At 62.4% G+C, this 20142-nt stretch carries 18 protein-coding genes; 12 read left to right on the forward strand and 6 right to left on the reverse strand.

Annotation, left to right across the window (positions count from 1 at the left end):
• Nucleotides 1–263 precede the first annotated feature (263 nt).
• Genes HMPREF2896_RS07480 through HMPREF2896_RS07490 form a run of 3 tightly spaced genes read left to right on the forward strand, consistent with a single transcriptional unit; the run spans nucleotide 264 to nucleotide 2866 of the window.
• Nucleotides 264–1211, forward strand: coding sequence for an L-lactate dehydrogenase (locus HMPREF2896_RS07480; RefSeq protein ID WP_070443241.1), 948 nt, complete (start codon nucleotides 264–266; stop codon nucleotides 1209–1211).
• Entirely contained in the window at nucleotides 1211–1915 is a 705-nt protein-coding gene (locus tag HMPREF2896_RS07485) for a glycerophosphodiester phosphodiesterase family protein (RefSeq protein ID WP_049156880.1), read from the forward strand. The genes HMPREF2896_RS07480 and HMPREF2896_RS07485 overlap by 1 nt, the downstream gene beginning before the upstream one ends.
• Before the next feature lie 21 nt (nucleotides 1916–1936).
• Nucleotides 1937–2866, forward strand: a complete 930-nt coding sequence (locus HMPREF2896_RS07490) for a DUF5926 family protein (RefSeq protein WP_070718834.1) — start codon at nucleotides 1937–1939, stop codon at nucleotides 2864–2866.
• A 108-nt stretch (nucleotides 2867–2974) separates the two neighbouring features.
• Here HMPREF2896_RS07490 and HMPREF2896_RS07495 read toward each other — a convergent pair whose 3' ends face one another.
• The 3 genes from HMPREF2896_RS07495 to HMPREF2896_RS07505 all read right to left on the reverse strand — a co-directional run bounded on the left by HMPREF2896_RS07495 (nucleotide 2975) and on the right by HMPREF2896_RS07505 (nucleotide 6311).
• Nucleotides 2975–4378, reverse strand: coding sequence for an LCP family protein (locus HMPREF2896_RS07495; protein WP_246824006.1), 1404 nt, complete (start codon nucleotides 4376–4378; stop codon nucleotides 2975–2977).
• A 92-nt stretch (nucleotides 4379–4470) separates the two neighbouring features.
• Complete coding sequence (locus tag HMPREF2896_RS07500; RefSeq protein WP_070443245.1) at nucleotides 4471–5169, reverse strand: CPBP family intramembrane glutamic endopeptidase; 699 nt, start codon at nucleotides 5167–5169, stop codon at nucleotides 4471–4473.
• Nucleotides 5166–6311 (reverse strand): amidase, encoded by a 1146-nt coding sequence (locus HMPREF2896_RS07505; protein WP_070718837.1) that lies wholly within the window; start codon nucleotides 6309–6311, stop codon nucleotides 5166–5168. Before HMPREF2896_RS07505 ends, HMPREF2896_RS07500 begins: the two co-directional genes overlap by 4 nt.
• Before the next feature lie 41 nt (nucleotides 6312–6352).
• On the opposite strand from HMPREF2896_RS07505, the gene pheA reads away from it, so the two are divergent.
• Together pheA and HMPREF2896_RS07515 are read left to right on the forward strand one after the other, a co-directional pair.
• Nucleotides 6353–7264 (forward strand): prephenate dehydratase, encoded by a 912-nt coding sequence (pheA, locus tag HMPREF2896_RS07510; RefSeq protein WP_070718839.1) that lies wholly within the window; start codon nucleotides 6353–6355, stop codon nucleotides 7262–7264.
• 11 nt (nucleotides 7265–7275) lie between these two features.
• The gene (locus HMPREF2896_RS07515) at nucleotides 7276–7923 is read left to right on the forward strand and encodes a histidine phosphatase family protein (RefSeq protein ID WP_070718842.1); all 648 of its coding nucleotides are present in this window, start codon (nucleotides 7276–7278) and stop codon (nucleotides 7921–7923) included.
• Between the two features lie 56 nt (nucleotides 7924–7979).
• Here HMPREF2896_RS07515 and HMPREF2896_RS07520 read toward each other — a convergent pair whose 3' ends face one another.
• The 3 genes from HMPREF2896_RS07520 to HMPREF2896_RS07530 all read right to left on the reverse strand — a co-directional run bounded on the left by HMPREF2896_RS07520 (nucleotide 7980) and on the right by HMPREF2896_RS07530 (nucleotide 10275).
• On the reverse strand, nucleotides 7980–8327 hold the full coding sequence (locus HMPREF2896_RS07520) for a metallopeptidase family protein (protein ID WP_070718847.1): 348 nt from the start codon (nucleotides 8325–8327) through the stop codon (nucleotides 7980–7982).
• 28 nt (nucleotides 8328–8355) lie between these two features.
• Nucleotides 8356–9471, reverse strand: a complete 1116-nt coding sequence (locus tag HMPREF2896_RS07525) for a septum formation family protein (RefSeq protein WP_070718848.1) — start codon at nucleotides 9469–9471, stop codon at nucleotides 8356–8358.
• Nucleotides 9472–9543: 72 nt separating this feature from the next.
• Entirely contained in the window at nucleotides 9544–10275 is a 732-nt protein-coding gene (locus HMPREF2896_RS07530; RefSeq protein ID WP_210388757.1) for a GntR family transcriptional regulator, read from the reverse strand.
• A gap of 66 nt (nucleotides 10276–10341) precedes the next feature.
• Here HMPREF2896_RS07530 and serS point away from each other — a divergent pair, with 66 nt between their 5' ends.
• The 7 genes from serS to HMPREF2896_RS07565 all read left to right on the forward strand — a co-directional run bounded on the left by serS (nucleotide 10342) and on the right by HMPREF2896_RS07565 (nucleotide 20116).
• Nucleotides 10342–11604, forward strand: coding sequence for a serine--tRNA ligase (gene serS, locus HMPREF2896_RS07535; RefSeq protein ID WP_070644482.1), 1263 nt, complete (start codon nucleotides 10342–10344; stop codon nucleotides 11602–11604).
• Between the two features lie 89 nt (nucleotides 11605–11693).
• Entirely contained in the window at nucleotides 11694–13439 is a 1746-nt protein-coding gene (locus HMPREF2896_RS07540) for a lysophospholipid acyltransferase family protein (protein WP_070718855.1), read from the forward strand.
• Between the two features lie 330 nt (nucleotides 13440–13769).
• Complete coding sequence (locus HMPREF2896_RS07545) at nucleotides 13770–15494, forward strand: glycerol-3-phosphate dehydrogenase/oxidase (protein ID WP_070718859.1); 1725 nt, start codon at nucleotides 13770–13772, stop codon at nucleotides 15492–15494.
• Between the two features lie 76 nt (nucleotides 15495–15570).
• Nucleotides 15571–16308: an MIP/aquaporin family protein gene (locus HMPREF2896_RS07550; RefSeq protein ID WP_070443264.1), complete on the forward strand. Its 738-nt coding sequence runs from the start codon at nucleotides 15571–15573 to the stop codon at nucleotides 16306–16308.
• A 24-nt stretch (nucleotides 16309–16332) separates the two neighbouring features.
• On the forward strand, nucleotides 16333–17880 hold the full coding sequence (gene glpK / locus HMPREF2896_RS07555) for a glycerol kinase GlpK (protein WP_070443266.1): 1548 nt from the start codon (nucleotides 16333–16335) through the stop codon (nucleotides 17878–17880).
• A 200-nt stretch (nucleotides 17881–18080) separates the two neighbouring features.
• Complete coding sequence (locus HMPREF2896_RS07560) at nucleotides 18081–18926, forward strand: Cof-type HAD-IIB family hydrolase (RefSeq protein WP_070718861.1); 846 nt, start codon at nucleotides 18081–18083, stop codon at nucleotides 18924–18926.
• A 122-nt stretch (nucleotides 18927–19048) separates the two neighbouring features.
• Complete coding sequence (locus HMPREF2896_RS07565; protein ID WP_070718866.1) at nucleotides 19049–20116, forward strand: HNH endonuclease signature motif containing protein; 1068 nt, start codon at nucleotides 19049–19051, stop codon at nucleotides 20114–20116.
• Nucleotides 20117–20142 lie beyond the last annotated feature (26 nt).

Below are 20142 nucleotides of genomic sequence, written 5' to 3' on the forward strand. Positions count from 1 at the left end.
GCCGGTCATGCGCATTCCGGGGGTGAGATCACTGATGAGCTCCAAGGAAAAGATGGCTGCCTGAAGTCCCGTGCGGGCGGTTTTGAGGGCGATGCGGCGCGCAAGTTGACGCATGCTGGCCATTGAACCAGCTTTGGGGTGGACGTGCAGCGATGTCACCGATCAGACCCAATCGGGCATAAAAATGTGAGATCGGACTACTTAACCTGTGAATTCGGGCGCATAACGAGCAAAACTCGGACATGAGGGGCACAATAGGAGTCATGGGAAATCATGTTGGAAACAAAGTAGTACTCATCGGCGCTGGCGACGTTGGAGTTGCTTACGCCTACGCTCTGGTCAACCAGGGCACTGTTGATCACCTGGCCATCATCGACATCGACGAAAAGAAGCTCGAGGGCAACGTCATGGACCTCAACCATGGCGTCGTCTGGGCCCCGTCCCGCACCCGCGTGACCAAGGGCACCTACGAAGACTGCAAGGACGCCTCCATGGTCGTCATCTGCGCCGGTGCCGCACAGAAGCCCGGCGAGACCCGCCTGCAGCTCGTGGACAAGAACGTCAAGATCATGAACTCCATCGTGGCGGACGTCATGAAGAATGACTTCGACGGCATCTTCCTGGTCGCCTCCAACCCGGTGGACCTGCTGACCTACGCAGTGTGGAAGGCCTCCGGCTTCCCGCACCAGCGCGTCATCGGCTCCGGCACCGTCCTGGACTCGGCCCGCTACCGCTACATGCTCTCTGAAATGGATGACGTGGCACCGACCTCCGTCCACGCCTACATCATCGGTGAGCACGGCGATTCCGAGCTGCCGGTCGTCTCCTCCGCCAACATCGCAGGTGTCTCCCTGTCCCACCGTTCTGAAAAGGACCCGGGCTACAACGAGCGCATCGAGAAGATCTTCGAGGACACCCGCGACGCTGCCTACCACATCATCGACGCTAAGGGCTCCACCTCCTACGGCATCGGCATGGCCCTGGCCCGCATCACCCGCGCGGTCATCCAGAACCAGGCCGTCGCTCTCCCGGTCTCTGCCTACCTGCAGGGCGAGTACGGCCACGAGGATGTCTTCATCGGCACCCCGGCCATCGTTGACCGCTCCGGCGTCAACCGCGTTATCGAGCTGGCCCTCGATGACCACGAGAAGGAGCGCTTCGAGAACTCCTTCAACACTCTCAACACCATCAAGGAAGAAATCTTCGGCTAGTGAAGATTGTCGCCCACAGGGGATACTCCGGGAAATATCCGGAGCTATCCCCTCTTGCCTTTGAGAAAGCGCTCGAGCTTCCCATCCATGGTATCGAGTGCGATATCCGCCTGAGCAGCGACGGCAAGGTGGTGGTTCATCACGATCCCACACTGGACCGCACCACGAATGGCTCAGGCCGAGTGTCTCGGATGACCTGGGAGGAGCTGCGCCGCCTGAAGATTGGCGGCGGCCAGCGCATGCTGCTTCTCGACGAACTCCTCGACATGCTCGGGGATAAGAAACACCACCTCTACATTGAGACCAAGCATCCCTCGGGGCAGGGCGACATCCTCGAAGAACAGATGGTGCTGCGGCTGCGCTACGCAGGGCTTCTCGACGACCCCCGGATCCACATGATTTCCTTTTCCCACCGGGCCATTCGTCGAATGGCAGCGCTTGCCCCGCACGTCGACCGCATCTACCTGCGCCGCGATTGGGAGCGCCATTTTAACCGCCCGGATATCCTGTTATCCCAGCCCACTGGCTTAGGCATGTCCCTGTTGCGCGGCAAGCTGCAGCCTGACGCGATCGGCGCGCACGGCTTGCCCACGTACATGTGGACCATCGATAAACCCGCGGACATGAAGTGGGCGTGGGCCAACGGGGTAGATATTCTCGCCACGAACCAGCCGGAAGTGGCCCTGCATGCCATTGAGCTGTAATGAACAGGTAAGTTGTTCAGTATGGCCAAGAAGAAAAAGAAGAACGAACAGCTGCCGGAGGGCATGTCCCGCCGCCAAGCTAAGCTCGCTGCCCGCGCCGCCGAGCGCGCTGCCCTGGAAAAGGACCCTCGCCCCTTTGGTGGGCTGGCCGCTGAGGCTAGCCTCGTCGCCCTGCAGGAATTTGTTCCTTCCGCAACGGCGAAGCTGTCCGTCAAGGGCTTTGACAAGGACGTCTACGTCGCCACCGTGCTGCCCGGTGCTACCGCGGCGCTCATCCGTGATGAGGAATCCGGTGGTGAGGCCTTCGTGGGACTGCAGGTGCAGTCTCACACGCACAACCCGGGCCGCGACCTGGCTTTCGCCCTGAACTGGGTGAAAAACAACGCGCCGGGTTCCACCCTCGAGTCCACCGCTGCTGATGGCTCCCAGCCGGAGCTCAAGGAGCTGCTGGAGGAGGACGCCGAGCTGGAGATCAACGTCTACCAGGACTTCGCGTGGTGGATGCCGGAGGGCGCACAGGTTCCTCCACAGATGGCACAGGCACTGCAGCGCGCCAATGATTCCGTCATCGAGTCCTACCAGGTGGGCCAGGAGGCCGAGGGCTTTGTCGGCACCGCCTTCTGGGCTAATGCCGGTGGCGGCAAGGCGCATATCCGCTGGGTCCGCCCGTGCGATGACGAGAATGCTTTCCTTAACGCCCTCGCGCGCATCGCCGCTCGCGGTGAGCTCAACCTGGGAGAAAACACCAAGTTTGCCGGTGTCTTCCGTACCCACGGCCTCATCGCTCCGGTCTTCGACCTCGACCCGGAGGTTGCGCACGACTCCTACGAGGCAGAGCTGTCTCGCGTGAACAAGGCGCTGGAGAAGGAGATTTCCAACGACGCTAACCTCGACGCCGATGAGCGCAAGCAGCTGCAGAACATTAAGTCCCGTCAGGTGACGCTGCGCTAGTACTTCGGTGCCTTCGCCCCGAGGTGTAGGTACCGATCGATCAATTAAGGCTCCAAAACCCATCGGCGGTTTTGGAGCCTTAATTGATCAAAACGACCGGCCGGAGTCTTAGCGCAGGGAGTCCCAGAGGGCTTGGGCCTCGGCGTCTTCCCAGAGGACAACATTGCCCACGACCGTGTCCTGGAAGCCGCCGATCGGCACAGTCTTCGTCTCTACACCTGAGGCCATCGACAGTGCCACGCGGGCAAGGTGCCACACGTGGTCCTTCTCGTTGACGATGAAGGAATCCGTGGTGTGGTTGACCAGGGAGACGGCCTTGAAGGGGTTGCCAATGGTGGAGAAGGACGTTGCCTTATCCAGCAGCGCGGCGAAGAACTCGCGCTGGCGCTCGACGCGGTCCAAGTCACCCATCGCGGTAGCGCGGGTGCGCACGTAGCCAAGGGCATCTGGGCCGCGGAGCTTCTGGCAGCCCGCTTGAAGGTCGATGCCCGCGAGCGGATCGTTGATGGGCTCCTTGACGCAAATCTCCACGCCGCCCACGGAATCCACGACGTTTGCCAAGCCGCCCATGCCGATCTCCGCATAGTGATCGATGTGGAGGCCGGTGGCTTGTTCCACGGTGTGGGTCAGCAGCTGGGGCCCACCGTAGGTGAAGGCAGCATTGACCTTGTCCATGCCGAAGCCGGGCACGTCGACGTAGCTATCGCGTGGAATGGAGACCAGCTGGGCCTTTCCGGAGCTGGGGATGTGCAGAAGCATGATGGTATCGGTGCGGCCGACGCCTACATCGCCACCGGTACCTAGCTCCGCTTGTTGTTCCTCGGTGAGGCCCTGGCGGGAGTCCGAGCCCACCAACAGCCAGTTCGTCCCAGAGGTCGGCGCCACCTGCTCGGTGGGCAGGGCATCGATGCGGGTGAGGCGTGAATCCGTCCACAAGGTGAAGGCCACCATGAAGACGAGGGCGATGACGGCGAGCCAGCCCAGGCAACCGAAAGCTTGCTTGACCGGGTTGACCTTCTTGCGGCGGCTATGTGGGCGTCCTGCGGCACGCCCGCGGGAGGGTGCCTGTGGGGAATAGCTGCGTGGCGGTGCGTCGGGACTTCGCCGGTATGCGCCGGCGGCAGGTTCCCGGGTGGGCGCGCTCTGGTGGGGCGCTGTGCGCGCGGGGGAGTGCTGGGCCATGTAAGCATCGACGTCGAAGCGGGTTTCCTCCGGCCGTGAGCGACGCGGGGTGGGACGCTGGGTGCGTGGGGAATTTTGAGACGGCGTGCTGCGCTGTGTGGATGGACGGCGGCGCACCGGACGGCCGTAGCGATCACGCAAGGGCTGCCCATCGGTACCAAGGACAAATTCGCCCGCGTCCTGGCCGGACGCATGTGAGGCGTGCGGGCCAGCCGGGTCGTAGGGGCGGGAAGGCCTCGCAGAATCAGCGGAGCCCGCGCGGCGGGGAGTGCCGTGGGGCTCGCCAGCACGGCGAGCTTCGCGCTCGGGATCGCGTCCTTGGTAGGTCATGGGGAACACTGTACCGCGAAACCACTTGCGCCCCACCTATCCCACAGGGCGCGGTGGTGGTCTTTTCGGCGCGACGCTGTTCCGGGCACCGCTTAAGCGCCGAAGAGCAGTGCGTAGCCCACGAAAGCGACGGCGTCGATCAGAAAGTGCGCGATGACCAGAGGCCATACCTTCCCGGTGCGGTGGAAATACCAGCCATAAAGCAGGCCCATCATGATATTGCCAAAGCCGGCGGAGACTCCCTGGTAGAGGTGGTAAGAACCGCGCAAGATAGAGGAGGCGGCCAGCGTTGCGGGTAAGGCCCACCCAGACTGCTTGAGCCTGGTCATGAACCAGTACACCACCACCAGTTCCTCCGCCCAGGCGTTGGCGAAGGATTTAATCAGCAGCACCGGGATCTCAATCCAGCTATCGAAGGCCCCCGGCACCACCTCCTTGGTCCAGCCGAAGTGCAACGCCACGTAATACAGCACCAACCCGGGAAGCCCAATAACCGCCGCCAACGCCGCGCCGTGCAGGCCGTCCCGCCACTGTGGGCGGGGCGGAAAAGAAATCAAATAAAGGGCAAGCGCTCCCCAGGCGCACAGCACGGCGGCACTGCAGAGCTGGAAGGCAAGGTCCAGTAGCGAAGTCGCCGACTGCGAAGCGTTGATGGTGACCGACTGCTCGTTGAGCGGGGCCGGGTTGAGCAGAGAATCGGTCAGGCGTAGCACGGCGCGAACACCCGAGATACCAAAAGTGATGGTGAGGACGATGAGGATTTCCGCGCGCAGGCGTGAGCGCGCGGTCATGGGTGAAGCACCTGGGCGAGGCCGAGAAGGGAGGACTCGTCAAGCGTGAGTGAGCCTAACTGCACGCCTACCGGCGGGTGATCGCGCACCGGCCAGGGCACAGAAATAGCGGGCAGCTGCGCCACGTTGAACAACGATCCCCACGGTGACCACCGCGTTTGCTCATCGAAGTTGGCCTGGTGCTCCCGTGCCAGGAAGTGCCCGCGCCGGGGTGGATCGAAGGCCAGCATGGGGCTCAAGATGGCGTCGACGTCCCACTCTTGTGCCAGCATTTCCGGTAGCTGGGCGGCGTGGGCGCGGGCCGCGGCGAATTCGGAGTCCGTGACGCGCCGGCCCTTCGCACGGATCCACTCCGCGTAACCCTCCGCGAAGTCAAGGCCAGCCAGCCGGCGACTAAAGATGTGCTGGAAGGCCTCAAAGGTAGCCGCGGCCTGGGGATAGGGGGAGATAGCCACGGTTTCGAAACCCGCGCCTTCAAAGGTAGCGGTGGCCTCTGCGACCGCGCGCAGCATGTGCGGGGCCACCTCAGCTTGAGCGAAGAGGGGATCCGTCAGCACACCGATGCGGGCGCGCCGGGCACGCGGGTTAAGGCCGTGCAGTGTTGCGGTATCGGCGATGCTGCGCGTGATGAACCCCTGCACCGAGAGGTCCTCGCCGGCGGGCTTAAAGCCGACGACACCGCAGGCAGCGGCCGGCACGCGAATGGAACCGCCACCGTCGGAGGCATGCGCGGCGCGCATGAGGCCCCGGGCCACCTGGATTGCCGCCCCGCCGGAGGAGCCACCCGGGGTATGGCCTGGGTAGAGCGGATTATCGGGGTGGGGCAGGCCGACAGGTTCGGTGTCGACGCGCAGACCCAGCTCGGGTGCGGCGGATTTGCCGACGACGAGCGCACCGGCGTCGATAAGCTCCTGCACGAAAGGATCGGTCTCCTCCGCCACGTAGGCACGCTCGGCATGCCCGAGCGTGGTGGGCATGCCGGCGACATCGTTGAGATCCTTAACCGAGAGGATCCAGCCGCTCAAGCGCCCGTGCGTGTGCGGCCGGCGTTCGAGGTCGAGGTACGTGAAGCCGTGCTCCACAGGGCTTAGGGTCGATAGATCCTCGCGCAGCTTGTCCAGCGTGAACTCGGTGCTCTCCATGGCGGCTCAGTTTAGTAGTTGTGTGAGATAAAGTTGCTGTCATGAGCACCACGATCGCATTCCTCGGGCCCGCTGGAACCTTTACGGAAGCGGCGATGCAGCATTTCGCCGCAGACTTTGCTTCCCCCGAGGGGATGCCGGTGAGCTCCCCGGCCGAGGCGCTGTCGGCGGTGCGCACTGGTGCGGCGGATTATGCCTGCGTGGCTATCGAAAACTCCGTGGACGGGCCGGTTACTGCCACCTTTGACGCGCTTGCCGACGGCTCCCGGGTCCAGATCTACCGTGAAGTAGACCTGCCAGTGTCCTTTTCCATTCTGGTGCGCCCCGGCACGTCCTCGGAGACTCTCCACACCTTCTCCACGCACCCTGTGGCCTACCAGCAGGTGCGCGGTTGGTTGGAGCAGAACTTGCCGGACGTGGAGTATGTTCCGGCGGCGTCGAATGGCGCGGCGGCGCAGGCCGTGGCGCGCGGGGAGGTGGATGTCGCTGCCGCTCCTGCCCGCGCAGCGGAGGTCTTTGAGCTGGAGTCTCTTGCGGAGAACGTGGCAGATGTCGCGGGAGCCACGACGCGGTTTGTCCTCGTGGGACCGGCCGGAAAGCCGACCGAACGGACCGGCAACGACAGGACGTCCGTCATCTTCACCCTGCCCAATGAGCCCGGCTCCCTGGTGGGGGCCCTACAGGAATTCGCGCATCGTGGGGTGGACCTCTCCCGCATCGAATCCCGCCCGCTGCGCACCGTCTTCGGTAACTATCGCTTCCACGCCGATCTCATCGGGCACATTGAGGACCAGCCGGTGGCGGAGGCTCTGCGGGCACTGTGGCTGCGGGCGGAGGACGTCGTGTTCGTTGGTTCCTGGCCTTCCGCAGTGGCGCTCGGGGAGGCCCCACGAAACTTGGCGCGTCTGCAAGAAGCCGATGAATGGGTAGCGCAGGCGCGCACCGGCCAATAGTGTGGTGAAGCATGACCGGAAGAATCATCCTCCTGCGCCACGGCCAGACCTTTTCCAATATTGACCGCGTTATGGATACCCGGCCCCCAGGTGCCGAGCTCACCGAGCGCGGCCGCGGCCAAGCGGAAGATGTCGGCCGCGAGTTAGCTGAACTGTGCGCGGGCCGCCGTGTGCGCTTTGTGTGTTCCATTGCCTTGCGCGCCCAGCAGACCGCGATGCTGGCGGCCCGCACCTTCGGCGAAGCCGCCGATGAGCGCACTGTTCCCGTGGAAGTGCGTACAGGCTTGCACGAGGTCTTCGCCGGTGAACATGAAATGAGCGGCAGCGAGGACACCCACCGCGAATACATGGTGGCACTGCGCGGCTGGCTCGACGGTGATGAGTCCGCTCGGATGCCTGGCGGTGAGAGCTACATGGATGTGCTCGAGCGCTACCAACCGGTGTTGGAGGATCTCGCTGTGGAGCTGGAGGATGATGAAGACATCGTCGTCGTCAGCCACGGCGCCGCCATTCGCGTAGTGACGAGACATGCCTGCGGCGTGGACCCAGACTTTGCTTATACCGGCTACATGCCGAACTGCCGCTTTACCCTCATGGAGCCGCAGGGCCAGCCTTTCGGCCAGTGGATGCTCAAGCGCTGGGCTGATACCGAGGTTTAGTTTCTCGCGGCCACAGCAGGTTTCGGTGTGGTCACGCTAGGCGCCCCGCTGGGCGCCTAGCCCCAGCCGAGCTCGTGGAGGCGGTCCTCCTCGAATCCGAAATAGTGCCCGACCTCGTGGAAGACGGTCACCATGACTTCGTGGGCGAGCTCTTCTTCCGAGTTGCTGATGGCTTGGAGAGGCTGCCGGTAAATGGAAATGGTATCCGGCAGGTAGCCGGTGTGTGAAGCGGTGCGCTGCGTGAGCATGACGCCCTCATAAAGCCCCAACAGTTCAGGGTTCTCTGGGTGCTCTTCCTCGACGAGGATGACCAGGTTGCGCATCTGATCAACGAAGCGATCCGGAATTTTATCCAGGGCCTCGCCGACCAGTTCCTCGAAGCGTTCTTCGCTGACCTCGTACATGTGGCTATTTCCTGTTCAATGGCCGGGCTTAGAGGGCCGGCGCCGCAGCTTCGGGGGTGGCGGGCGCGTCGTTCGCACCAGCTGGCTCGGCGTTCTCGCCGCCCGGCTGAGCATTCGGTTCGCGCAATGGGTTGCGCTTCGGCTGCTCGGTCGGCGGGGCGCCGTTAATGCTCAGGGCCTCGCGTCCCCCTGTGGCAGAGCCGGTGATCTCGGAGAAGTGACCGTCCTTGATGTGGATCAGCGAACAATTCACCGAACGGGATCCGCTCTCCCAGGTCTCGCGGCTCATCGCGCCCCAGAAAGGTTGCAGCGTGGACTGGTAGAGGTTCTCCTCGCCGCCCAGGTAATCCATGGCATTTTGGGTGCAGGTTTCGGAGAGGAACTTATCCATGTCCTCATCGCTGGGGTAGCCATTGGGGAACTTTTCGGCCAGGTTGATGACGGATACGGTCTCCATCTGGTGCGGTTCCTGGCAGGGAACGGTATTGAGTACCTGTTTATCATCCACCTTGCGGCATTCGCCGGGCTTGGCGACGACCGCCTGGTCCACCTCGCTGACCTTGCCGGTGGATTCCTGCGGTACGCCGTTGGCGTCGGTAGTCTGCAGGCCACACAGCAAGGTACGGTCACCCTGATCCCAGGATGCGGCCGGGGGCAGGATGGAAGCAATGTCATAGCGCCCGTTAGGGTCCCACTTGCCATTGAGATAGCTCACCGTGGGTGCCTCACACAGCTCATCGCGCAGGGCGTTTTGGCGTGTGATGTCGGGGCGCGTGGCGTTGGGGCCGAACTCACTGGTGGGGTAGGCGCTGAGATCCTCGCGAGCCGAGACTTCGAAGCGGTGTGGCTTATCGCAGCTGATCTGCTCAAAACCGGTGGCGGTGCCATCCGGAGCGATGTCCCAGGTCACGCATGCCCCAGCGGAGGCGGTGGTGAAGGGAGCAGCTTCGCCGTCGGCGGTAGAAGGATCGGCGGCCTGACTACCGTCGGCACTGGAGCTAGCGGAGTCATTCCCGGCCGAATCGGCGCCGGTCGGCTCGCCGCTAAAGAGGCCGTAGGAGGCCATGAAGACGGCCGCGGCCACGGCTGCAACGAGGACGACGCGGATGGCGGAGGCGGAGCGCCATGCAGATGAAGTGCTCATAGAACTCCTCATACTACTCCCTTAGCGGCCCTAGCTTCTAGCCCGCCCGGCGCCGTTCGGAGCGACGCGCCGCTACATACGCGTGCGGGAGACGTGGGTCGTAAGGCGGTAGCGGTCAGTGCGGTAGACCGAGGAGCACCATTCAACCGGTCGGTCCCCCGAGCGGGCGAGGCGGGTGATGTGGAGAAGTGGGGTGTTCGGGGGGACGTCGAGAAGCTCGGCGATGTCTTCCTCTGCCGCCACCGCGGTGACTGTCTGCTCGGCCTCGGTGATGGGGACCTTGAAGGTGCTATCCAGAATCGCGTAGACGGAGTTATAGATGTCATTTTCTAGCAGCGTCGGCGCGAAGGCGGAGTTGTACCAGCCATCGTCGATGGAATAAGGCTCGCCATCGCCCAAGCGCAGGCGCCGCAGGTGGGTGTGTGCAACCGTGGTCTCTGTGCCGAAGAAATCACACACCTCGTTGGGTGCGGTGCTGCGCTCACCCAGCAGGATTTTCGAGGAAGCCTGTACTTTTTGGTAACCCATCTCATCGGAAAAAGATGCCAAATGGAGCCGGGAGACGAGTGGGTTCGGAGCCACGAAGGTGCCCTTGCCTCGCACCCGCCGCAGGCGGCCTTCGGCCACTAAATCACCGATGGCGCGGCGTACGGTGATGCGGGAAACGCCGTAGGTTTCTTCGAGAATGCGCTCGCCGGGGAGGATGTCACCGGGTTTGAGGGTGGTTCGGCAGAGCTCGGAGAGGATATCCCGCAGCTGAGCGTGCTTGGGCACGGGGCCGTCGGTAATAATGTGAGGTGCCATATTATTCATGATAATGCGCTGGTTATGACCAGCGCAAAGGTATGGCCGTGCGCTAGACTATCCGGCGTGATTGATCTCAAGTTTCTTCGCGAAAATCCCGATGTCGTCCGCGCCTCCCAGGTAAACCGTGGGGAGGACCCCGCTTTGGTGGACCAGCTGCTCGCCGCCGATGAACAGCGCCGCGCGGCCATTGTGAAGGCAGACCAGCTCCGCTCGGAGCAGAAGGCCTTTGGCAAGAAGATTGGCCAGGCCTCCCCCGAGGAGCGCCCAGCGCTGCTGGAGGGCTCCAACGAGCTGAAGGAGAAGGTCAAGGCGGCCGGCGAGGAAGCGGCCGCGGCCGAGGCCAAGGTAACGGAGCTGCAGTATCAGCTCTCCAACGTGGTGGAAGGTGCTCCGGCGGGTGGCGAAGATGACTTCATCGTCCTCGAGGAGGTCGGTGAAAAGCCGCAGTTCGACTTCGAACCGAAGGATCACCTGGAGCTGGGTGAGACGCTGGGGCTTATCGACGTCAAGCGGGGCGCCAAAGTCGGCGGCGCGCGTTTCTACTACCTCACCGGTGATGGCGCCTTCCTGCAACTGGGTATGTTGATGTTGGCTGCGCAGAAGGCTCGTGAGGCAGGCTTTAAGCTGATGATTCCGCCGGTGCTCGTGCGCCCGGACGTTATGCAGGGAACTGGCTTCTTGGGTCAGCACTCGGATGAGGTTTACTACCTGCCGGCAGATGACCTGTATCTGGTCGGCACTTCAGAGGTGGCTCTGGCCGGCTACCACAAGGAAGAGATCATCGACCTGTCCAAGGGGCCGCTGCAGTATGCAGGCTGGTCTTCCTGCTTCCGCCGCGAGGCAGGTTCGCACGGCAAGGACACCCGCGGCATCCTGCGCGTGCACCAGTTCGACAAGCTGGAGATGTTTGTCTACTGCAAGCCGGAAGACGCCGAGGAGATGCACCAGAAGCTCCTGAACATGGAAAAGGACATGCTGGCGGCGATGGAACTGCCCTACCGCACCATCGATATCGCGGGCGGAGACTTGGGCTCCTCTGCGGCGCGCAAGTTCGATAACGAGGCGTGGGTACCCACCCAGGGCACGTACCGCGAGCTCACCTCGACCTCGAATTGCACCACCTTCCAGGCGCGCCGCCTGTCCACGCGCTACCGCGATGAGAACGGCAAGACCCAGTACGCCGCCACGCTCAATGGCACCCTGGCTACCACCCGCTGGCTCGTGGCCATCCTGGAGAACCACCAGCAGGCAGATGGCTCCGTGGTGGTTCCGGAGGCCCTGCGCCCATTCGTGGGCAAGGACGTGCTGTACCCCGTAAACTCCTAGAAGAACGCGGTGCGCGGGGCTTCGCGCGCCGCCCTCTCTTGTCCCTCCTCGCTGCTCTCGACGGCGGGGTCTTAGCTGTTTGGAGCACCATGAGCGCTGTGACTAACTTCCTCTACCGGCAGATCACACACATCGGCCGCGGGGTGACTCTGGCCCAGGGGCTCAAGATGCGCTTGTCCGGGGAGGAGAATATCCCGGATAAGGGTGGGGCCGTCATCGTGTGCAACCACACGGGTTACATGGATTTCCTTTTCGGGGCCTTCTTGGCTTACCGCAAGCGCCGTTTGGTGCGCTACTTGGCTAAGGCCTCCATCTTCCAAGCGCCGGTGGCCGGGCAGCTTTTTCAGGTCATGGGGCATGTCCCGGTGGACCGTATCGATGGCGGGGCGTCGATTGTCAAAGGCATCGAACTAGCCAAGAGTGGGGAACTCGTGGGGGTCTTCGCGGAGGGAACGATTTCCCGCAGCTTTGAAATTCGCAGCATGCGTAACGGTGCGGCGCGTATCGCGCATGGTGCGGGCGTGCCGATTATTCCGCAGGTTATCTTTGGCTCCCAGCGTATTTGGACGAAGGGGCAGAAGAAGCACTTGGGCCGCACGAAGACGCCGGTGCTGATTAAGGCTTTGGAGCCTTACTACACGACGGGCGATTTTGACGCGGATATCGCGGAGGTGCGCCGTCGGATGCAGGAGGCCCTGGAGGGCCTGTGGGCGGAGTATGAGACGGAGTTCGGACCGATGCCAGCCGGGGAGTTCTGGGTGCCCGCCCGCAAGGGTGGTGGGGCACCAACGCTGGAGGAGGCTGAGGCCCAGGACTCCGAGGTGGAGTCTGAGCGCTACCGCGTGCGCCGGCTGCGTGATGACCTGACTAACCTCAAGGACCGCGTCTCCGAGGCCACCGTGGAGCTCATGCGGGACCGGATGGCGCTGATGAAGCGGGCTGATTCCGGAGAATCGGGAGCAGAGCTTGGCGACGAGAACGTCGACGCCACGCAAGAAAACGACGGCGCACAAGTTGAAAGCTCAGCTACTGACAAAGGCAAAGAGCGCCCGCGTACTGCTCCAGAGACCCTGGAATGGATCAAGGAGAACCTCAACTCGGTGGTCGAGGAAGCCATGCGCGGCGTCGGGGAAGGCCGCGACAAGGTCACGGAGGTTATGGCGCAACTGAAGTCCGATGTGGTCGAGGCCCAGGCCTCTATGACTGCGAGCAGCAAGGAGATTTTTGCCGGTTCCGTGGTGGAGCAGGGTCTACTTTCTGCGGCGACGCAATCGCGCATTATTGTCTCCCGCCTGCCGCACCGCGTGAAGGCTCAATACTCTGAGGTGCCGCGCGTGATTGTGGCTGATCAGAGTGCGCTCAGCATGGAGAACGGGGAAATCTCGAGGCGGCTTCAGGAAGCGCTGACGCACTTGCACCCACAAGTGGAGGAGTTGGTGGTGCTCTCGCCGCAGGGAGAGGTGCTCGACGCTGCAGCCTTTGGCGACCTCCCCCAATCCTGTTGGCGGATCGCCTGTTCAGAAGGTGCTGACGGGGCACAGTTCAACGATGCTCCTGGGGGCGTAGTAGTCACGGCGTCCTCGCCCGCCGAGGGGCTGGCGGCTGTGGCGAAAAGGATCGGAGTCGAGCCTGCGGACCTTCTATTCTTTGCGAATGAGCCTGGTGATGAAACGTTTGCGGAGGGCGGGGAGGGCGTCGCCGTGCGCATGGTGGCGCTTGAGACTGCGCCCATTGAGGTGATTAAGGCTGCGCAGGCGGTGACGTATTCCACTGAGCGCTACGGAATGGCCGAGGTGCTGGAGGCCATGGCGCGCTTGCAGCAGGAGAAGAAATAAGTCTTGACACCCTAGACTTGAGGAGAGTCCGCCACGCCCGTTAACACCCCCGGAAGGGGGTGTTATTTCATTTTGCTCGTCTATGAAAAGCCTTAAAAGTGCCAGCTTACGGAAGCGGAACCTACGTGTGAGTAGCGTCTCCAGAGAGAAAATCGGGTGATCTATAGCATTGGCGGTGGGAGAAAACTTCTTCTTCATCCGCTATCCGAGCAATTAGCCGAGGAATCGGCACACTGGGTGCGTGGTGGATGAGCACAATATGCTGCGCATACCGTCAACGAGGGCAGGGCTTTCTGACGCCGTGCAGCGAGAGAGGAGACTCGGTCAACAATGACCACGACGAGTATTAACAGCTTCAACCCTGAGTATTTTGAAAAGACATGGAACGACTACTCCACCGAGGATTATGACGTCGTCATCATCGGCGGCGGCTCAGTAGGCGCTGGTGCTGCGGTGGATGCGGCCACCCGTGGCCTGAAGACAGCCGTGCTGGAGTCCCAAGACTTTGCGGCAGGAACGTCCTCGCGTTCCTCCAAGATGTTCCACGGTGGCCTGCGCTACCTGGCGATGTTTGACTTCCGCCTCGTTGCGGAGTCCCTCAAGGAGCGCGAGCTCAACATGTCTACCCTGGCCCCGCACCTGGTCAAGCCGCTGAAGTTCATCTTCCCCCTGACTCACCGCGGTTGGGAGCGCGTCATGATGTTCGGCGGCTTTACCCTCTATGACCTCATGGGTGGTGCCAAGAGCGTCCCGATGCAGAAGCACCTCACCCGCAAGGGCGTGCTCAAGGTCACCCCGGGCCTCAAGGAGGATGCCGTCGTCGGTGGCGTGCGCTACTACGACACGCTTGTCGACGACGCCCGCCACACCATGACCGTCCTGCGTACCGCCGCTGAGTATGGCGCAAGCGTGCGCACCGGCACTGAGGTTATCGGTTTCGAGAAGGACAAGCGCGGCCGCATCACCGCCGCAAAGGTCCGTGACCTCGAGACCGGCCGCGAGACCACCGTGAAGGGCAAGGTCTTCATCAACGCCACGGGTGTCTGGAACGACAAGATTCAGGACATGGCCGGCGCGGAGGGTAAGTTCACCGTTCACGCCTCCAAGGGTGTGCACATCGTGGTTCCGAAGGATGCCCTCGATGCGGATGCCGCGCTGTGCTTCGTCACCGAAAAGTCCGTGCTCTTCGTCATCCCGTGGGGCGAGTACTGGATCATCGGTACCACCGACACCGATTGGGAGAAGGGCCTGTCCCTGCCGGACCCGGCTCCGACGAAGGCGGATATCGACTACATTCTGGACCAGGTCAACCAGCGCGTGCGCAACAAGATCACGCGCGAGGACATCGTTGGTGTCTACTCCGGTCTGCGCCCGCTGCTGTCCGGTAAGTCCGACTCCACCACCAACCTCTCCCGCAACCACGCCGTTGCCCGAGTAGCCCCAGGCCTCGTCTCCGTTGCTGGTGGTAAGTACACGACTTACCGCGTCATCGGTAAGGACGCGGTGGACCTGGCCGCTAAGGAACTGGGCTTCAAGGTGGCAGAATCCGTCACCGAGCGCACCCCGATCTTGGGCGCGGACGGCTACCATGCTCTGGCCAACCAGGTTCCGGCGCTTGCTCGCCGCTACAACCTCGACGAGAAGCGCATCGAGCACCTGCTTGGCCGCTACGGTTCGCTCATCAGCGAGGTGCTGGCTCCGGCCGCCGAAGATGCCTCCCTCCTTGAGCCGATTCCGGGCGCTGAGAGCTACATCTGGGCTGAGGCCCGCTACGCCGTCACCCACGAGGGTGCACTGCACATCGACGACATCGTGTCTCGCCGCCTGCGCGTAGCCATCGAATTCGCCGACCGAGGCGTTGCCGCTGCTCAGCCTATTGCTGAGTTCGTCGCGCCACTGCTGGGCTGGGACCAGAGCGACATTGAGCGCGAGGTTAGCCACTTCAAGCAGCACACCGAGGCGGAGCTTGCCGCCGAGGCTGCCCTCACCGACCGTGAGGCAAATGACATTCTCGAGCGCGCTGGCAGCGCACGAGCCACTAAGGAAGAAGCCTAAGCGTCACGGGGCCCAGCGAGGACGTTTGCTGTCTCTCGCTGGGCCTTTGTCCTAGGCAAAAGAGAAAGGACAAGTTATGACCGGAACTGATGCATTCCTGTGGGAATTCCTTGGCACGGCAGTGCTGCTCCTGTTGGGTAACGGCGTCTGCGCCACTGTAAACCTCCGCACCTCCGCGGCGCGCGGTTCAGACTGGATCGTTATCGCAATGGGCTGGGGCCTCGGCGTCTACTTGGGTGCTAGCATCGCGGACCCCACTGGCGGTCACCTTAACCCGGCGGTGACCATCATGCTCGCTGTCAACGGCTCTCTTGAGTGGAGCCTTGTGCCTTATTACCTCCTGGGTCAGATCTTGGGCGCCATGCTCGGTGCTTTCCTGGCGTGGGCAACGTTTAAGCAGCTTTTCGATGCCAACAATGTCGACGAAGCCGGCAACGTCACCGGAGCCAACAAGAATACCGGCGGTATTTTCTTTACGAACCCGGCGCACCCGAATAACGGCTGGAACGCAGTGACAGAGTTCATCGCAACCACTGTGCTGCTCATGTTTATCGCCTTCGGTCCTGCCGGCGGCGAGCTCGGTCCGCTGAGCTACTTCGGCGTGGCCTTCGTCATCGTGTCTATCGGTCTGTCCCTCGGCACCCCCACCGGATATGCCATCAACCCGGTTCGTGACCTCGGCCCCCGCATCATGTACGCCTTTGTCCTCCCCATCAAAGACAAGGGCACTGGAAACTGGAGCTATGCCTGGGTTCCGGTCGTCGCGCCGACTCTCTCGGCCGTCGCCGTTGGCCTGCTATCCATAGCCCTTTAAAACACCCCCGACAAGGAGAAAGTTATGTCCACCAAGAGCTACGTTGCAGCGATTGACCAGGGTACGACCTCCACGCGTTGCATCATTTTCAACCACGACGGAGAGCAGGTGTCCGTCGGCCAGCTCGAGCACGAGCAGATTTTCCCAGAGAAGGGCTGGGTCGAGCATGACCCAGAGGAAATCTGGAGCAATACCCGCCGCGCGGTGGGTGAGGCCTTGGCCAACGGCGACATCAACGTTGAAGACATCGCCGCTTTGGGTATCACCAACCAGCGTGAGACCACCGTTGTGTGGGACAAGAACACCGGCAAGCCGGTCTACAACGCCATCGTGTGGCAGGACACCCGAACCACCGACATTTGTAAGGAACTCGCCGGCGACGACGGTGCGGACAAGTGGCGTCGTCGCACCGGCCTCATCATCAATTCCTACCCTGCCGGCCCGAAGGTGAAGTGGATCCTCGATAACGTCGAGGGCGCCCGCGAGCGCGCTGAGGCTGGCGAGCTGCTCTTCGGCACCATCGATACCTGGCTGCTGTGGAACCTCACCGGTGGCGCCGACGGCGACAACGGCCAAGAGGCCCTGCACGCGACCGATGTCACCAATGCCTCCCGTACCCTCCTCATGGACATCGAGAAGCTCGAGTGGGATGAGGAACTGTGCAAGGAGATGGGTATCCCGACCTCCATGCTCCCGGAGATCCGTCCGTCCCTGGGCGACTTCCGCACTGTCCGCGAGCGTGGCTCGCTGTCCGGTGTGCCGATTCGCGCCATCCTGGGTGACCAGCAGGCCGCCATGTTTGGCCAGGGCTGCTTCCGCCCGGGTTCTGCCAAGAACACTTACGGCACCGGTCTGTTCCTCCTGCTCAACACCGGTACCACGCCGAAGTTCTCCGATAACGGCCTGCTCACCACCGTGTGCTTCCAGCGCGAGGGCGAGCGCCCAGTCTATGCGCTCGAGGGTTCCGTCTCCATGGGTGGTTCCCTGGTGCAGTGGCTGCGCGATAACCTGCAACTTATCCCGAACTCCGCGTCCATTGAGAACCTGGCCCGCGAGGTCAAGGACAACGGCGGCGTCTACATCGTGCCGGCCTTCTCCGGCCTCTTCGCTCCGTACTGGCGCCCGGACGCTCGTGGTGTCATCGTGGGCTTGACCCGCTACGCCAACCGCAAGCACCTGGCCCGCGCGGTCCTGGAATCCACCGCGTACCAGACCCGTGACGTCGCTGACGCCATGGTTGCTGATTCCGGCGTGGAGATCACCGAGCTGCGCGTCGACGGCGGCATGACCATGAACGAGCTACTCATGCAGTTCCAGGCAGACATGCTCGGCGTGGAGGTTCACCGCCCGAAGAACGTGGAGACTACCGCCACCGGTGCGGCCTTTGCCGCCGGCTTGGACTCCGGCTTCTGGGATGACCTTAGCGTGCTGGGCTCCCAGCAGGGGGACTTCAAGGTCTGGAAGCCACAGCGCGAGAAGGACGAGGTAGACGCTCTCTACCGCGACTGGAAGCGCGCCATCAAGCGTTCCCTGAACTGGGAAGACGTCGACGATGACGACGTTATCGCCTAAGAGCTAACCAGGAGTCGTTGCACGAAGACGCGGCCGTCACGAGCATTCTCGTTGCGGCCGCTTTCGTCGTTTTAGAAGTCGCCGAGTGCGGCTGGACGCAACGCGGTGGTGGAGCTCCTGCGTGACAGTCGGACGGTGTGGTGGCTGACCACGTTGCGGGCACGCCATTGAGCGTGTCGCCCTGACGTAGACTCGGGGCTATGGCCAGTGACGTATTTTCGGACCGCGCTCCGCGCCTCATCATTAGTGATATCGACGGCACCTTATTGGACCGGAACCACCGGGTGCCCGGGCGAAACCGCGAAGCAGTGGCCCGCGCGGTTGCAGCGGGCAGCGAGTTCGCGCTGGCAACTGGCCGGCCCTTCCGCTGGATCATGCCTGTGCTGGACCAGCTGACCGTGCGCCCAGTGTGCGTGACATCAAATGGCGCGGTGATTTATGACTCAGCGGAAGACCGCGTGCTCTCCGCCCACGGACTCTCGCCGGAGGCCCTCGCGGAAACCGTAGAGGTAGCCACCAAGGTACTCGAGCCCCATGGCGGCGTTGGCTTTGGTGCGGAACGTGCGGGCGGCTCGGTTTTGGATCCGGTTGAGGAACTCTTCGTGGTTGAGTCGCACTATTCGGAAAACGCGCTCTTCGAAGGCTTTGGGCTGGTTAGCGTGGGGGAGTTGGTGTCCCGGCCGGCGGTGAAGCTGTTGATTCGCAACACCGCATTCTCCGCGCCGGAGCTCTACAGCCTCATCGCTCCCCACATCGATTCCGAGCTTGCCCACGTGACTTACTCAATGTCCGAGGGCATCCTCGAGGTGGCGGCCCCCAACGTGACGAAGCAGCGCGGAATTAAGTGGTTGGCTGAGCACCACGGTATCGCCCGCGAAGACATCATCGCCTTTGGCGATATGCCCAACGATATCGAGATGCTCGAGTGGGCTGGGTGCGGTGTTGCCATGGAGAACGCTCACCCAGATGTCGCGGCGGCCGCAGATACTGTGACGTTAGCGCACCACCAAGCAGGTGTGGCAAAGGTCCTTGAGCGTTGGTTCTAGCGCTGCTGTACCCCGCCGCGCTGTAGCCGTGAAACCCCGCGCTACCTGCCCTATTTGTGGCGGAACCTGAGAGTTTTTGCCTCCGGTTGCGGGGTGGGTGGTGGTGTTTTAGTCTTTGTCGCATGGGGGATTTGGAGACTTATTTCTCCTACCGCAGTTCGGGGTTGGATCTTGTGGGGCTTGCGGTGGGCAGTGTGGATGATTTACGCGCGCGTGGTGCATCAAAGGCTGATGCTGCGGAGTTGGCTGGATTGCATGGGGTGTATTTCGGGTCGACGCGTTTTACGGGCAAGCAGCGCCAGGCCCGTGCGGCTGCGGTTGCTCACAAGCATGATGTGGCGACGTTGAGTTTGATTGAGTCCTATACCGCCAAGGTGAAAAAGGAGTTGGATGCGTGGAATTTGCGTGTCCGGTTGGCGGGGACCCCAGCACACCGTATCCCGAAGGTGGCAAACGAACGGTTGAAGCAGTTGCGACCGCGGCGGGTGCCGGAGGTTGGGGTGCGTCTGACATATCGGGCGTCGGGGCCGCATTCGTTGACGATTACTGATTCAGCCTTGCGCATTAGTGAGATGCGCGGGACTTTGGAGTCGATTAATCCGGCTGATTTGTTGGATGCGGCAGGTCAGGTGTTCTTTGATAAGGCGCACGGGGGCACTAAGCCTGCGGTGGCTACCAATGTGGTGGTGACCTTGGATGAGTTTGATCGGATTGTGCGGGGTGAGGGTGATGATATTGAGCTTGAACTCACCAATGGCGGGCGGATGACTGGCCGGGAGTTTGTCACTTATAAGTTTGCTGAGGTTGGGTATGTCACGTTGGTGCATCCGACGATTGGGCCGGTGTGGTTGCACAGGGTGCGGCGTTTGGCGGGGTTTGAGCAGCGGATTATGGCCAGTGCGGAGCATCCGACGTGTGCGCGTGAAGGGTGTAATAAGCCGGCTGACTATTGCCAGGTGCATCATTTGGTGCCGTGGAAAGCTGGTGGGACCACGGATCCACCGAATTTGACGATGTTGTGTGCCTATCACAATGGCATCAATGATGATGATCCGGATAAGCCGACGGGTGCTGGCTATGTTTTCAGGCTGCGGGGCGGGGTGGATTATGTACCACCTTGGGCGGAGCCGATTACTTCCCAGCCGGCGTATCAGGCAGCGCAAGCGGCGTTGAAGCAGCAGGCTAACTGAAGCGTCCTGGGTTTAGTTCCTACCTC

This window comes from Corynebacterium sp. HMSC069E04 (genome assembly GCF_001813175.1).
In the GTDB taxonomy this organism is placed as follows: Bacteria; Actinomycetota; Actinomycetes; order Mycobacteriales; family Mycobacteriaceae; genus Corynebacterium; species Corynebacterium aurimucosum.

Excerpts from the sequence above, each read along its gene's own strand:
- HMPREF2896_RS07540 (WP_070718855.1), top strand. The coding sequence starts at position 11,694 with ATGAGCGCTGTGACTAACTTCCTCTACCGGCAGATCACACACATCGGC.
- HMPREF2896_RS07550 (WP_070443264.1), top strand. The coding sequence starts at position 15,571 with ATGACCGGAACTGATGCATTCCTGTGGGAATTCCTTGGCACGGCAGTG.
- HMPREF2896_RS07525 (WP_070718848.1), bottom strand. The coding sequence starts at position 9,471 with ATGAGCACTTCATCTGCATGGCGCTCCGCCTCCGCCATCCGCGTCGTC.
- HMPREF2896_RS07560 (WP_070718861.1), top strand. The coding sequence starts at position 18,081 with ATGGCCAGTGACGTATTTTCGGACCGCGCTCCGCGCCTCATCATTAGT.
- HMPREF2896_RS07490 (WP_070718834.1), top strand. The coding sequence starts at position 1,937 with ATGGCCAAGAAGAAAAAGAAGAACGAACAGCTGCCGGAGGGCATGTCC.
- HMPREF2896_RS07495 (WP_246824006.1), bottom strand. The coding sequence starts at position 4,378 with ATGACCTACCAAGGACGCGATCCCGAGCGCGAAGCTCGCCGTGCTGGC.
- HMPREF2896_RS07565 (WP_070718866.1), top strand. The coding sequence starts at position 19,049 with ATGGGGGATTTGGAGACTTATTTCTCCTACCGCAGTTCGGGGTTGGAT.
- HMPREF2896_RS07530 (WP_210388757.1), bottom strand. The coding sequence starts at position 10,275 with ATGGCACCTCACATTATTACCGACGGCCCCGTGCCCAAGCACGCTCAG.
- HMPREF2896_RS07505 (WP_070718837.1), bottom strand. The coding sequence starts at position 6,311 with ATGGAGAGCACCGAGTTCACGCTGGACAAGCTGCGCGAGGATCTATCG.
- HMPREF2896_RS07545 (WP_070718859.1), top strand. The coding sequence starts at position 13,770 with ATGACCACGACGAGTATTAACAGCTTCAACCCTGAGTATTTTGAAAAG.
- HMPREF2896_RS07515 (WP_070718842.1), top strand. The coding sequence starts at position 7,276 with ATGACCGGAAGAATCATCCTCCTGCGCCACGGCCAGACCTTTTCCAAT.
- pheA (WP_070718839.1), top strand. The coding sequence starts at position 6,353 with ATGAGCACCACGATCGCATTCCTCGGGCCCGCTGGAACCTTTACGGAA.
- HMPREF2896_RS07480 (WP_070443241.1), top strand. The coding sequence starts at position 264 with ATGGGAAATCATGTTGGAAACAAAGTAGTACTCATCGGCGCTGGCGAC.
- glpK (WP_070443266.1), top strand. The coding sequence starts at position 16,333 with ATGTCCACCAAGAGCTACGTTGCAGCGATTGACCAGGGTACGACCTCC.
- HMPREF2896_RS07520 (WP_070718847.1), bottom strand. The coding sequence starts at position 8,327 with ATGTACGAGGTCAGCGAAGAACGCTTCGAGGAACTGGTCGGCGAGGCC.
- HMPREF2896_RS07500 (WP_070443245.1), bottom strand. The coding sequence starts at position 5,169 with ATGACCGCGCGCTCACGCCTGCGCGCGGAAATCCTCATCGTCCTCACC.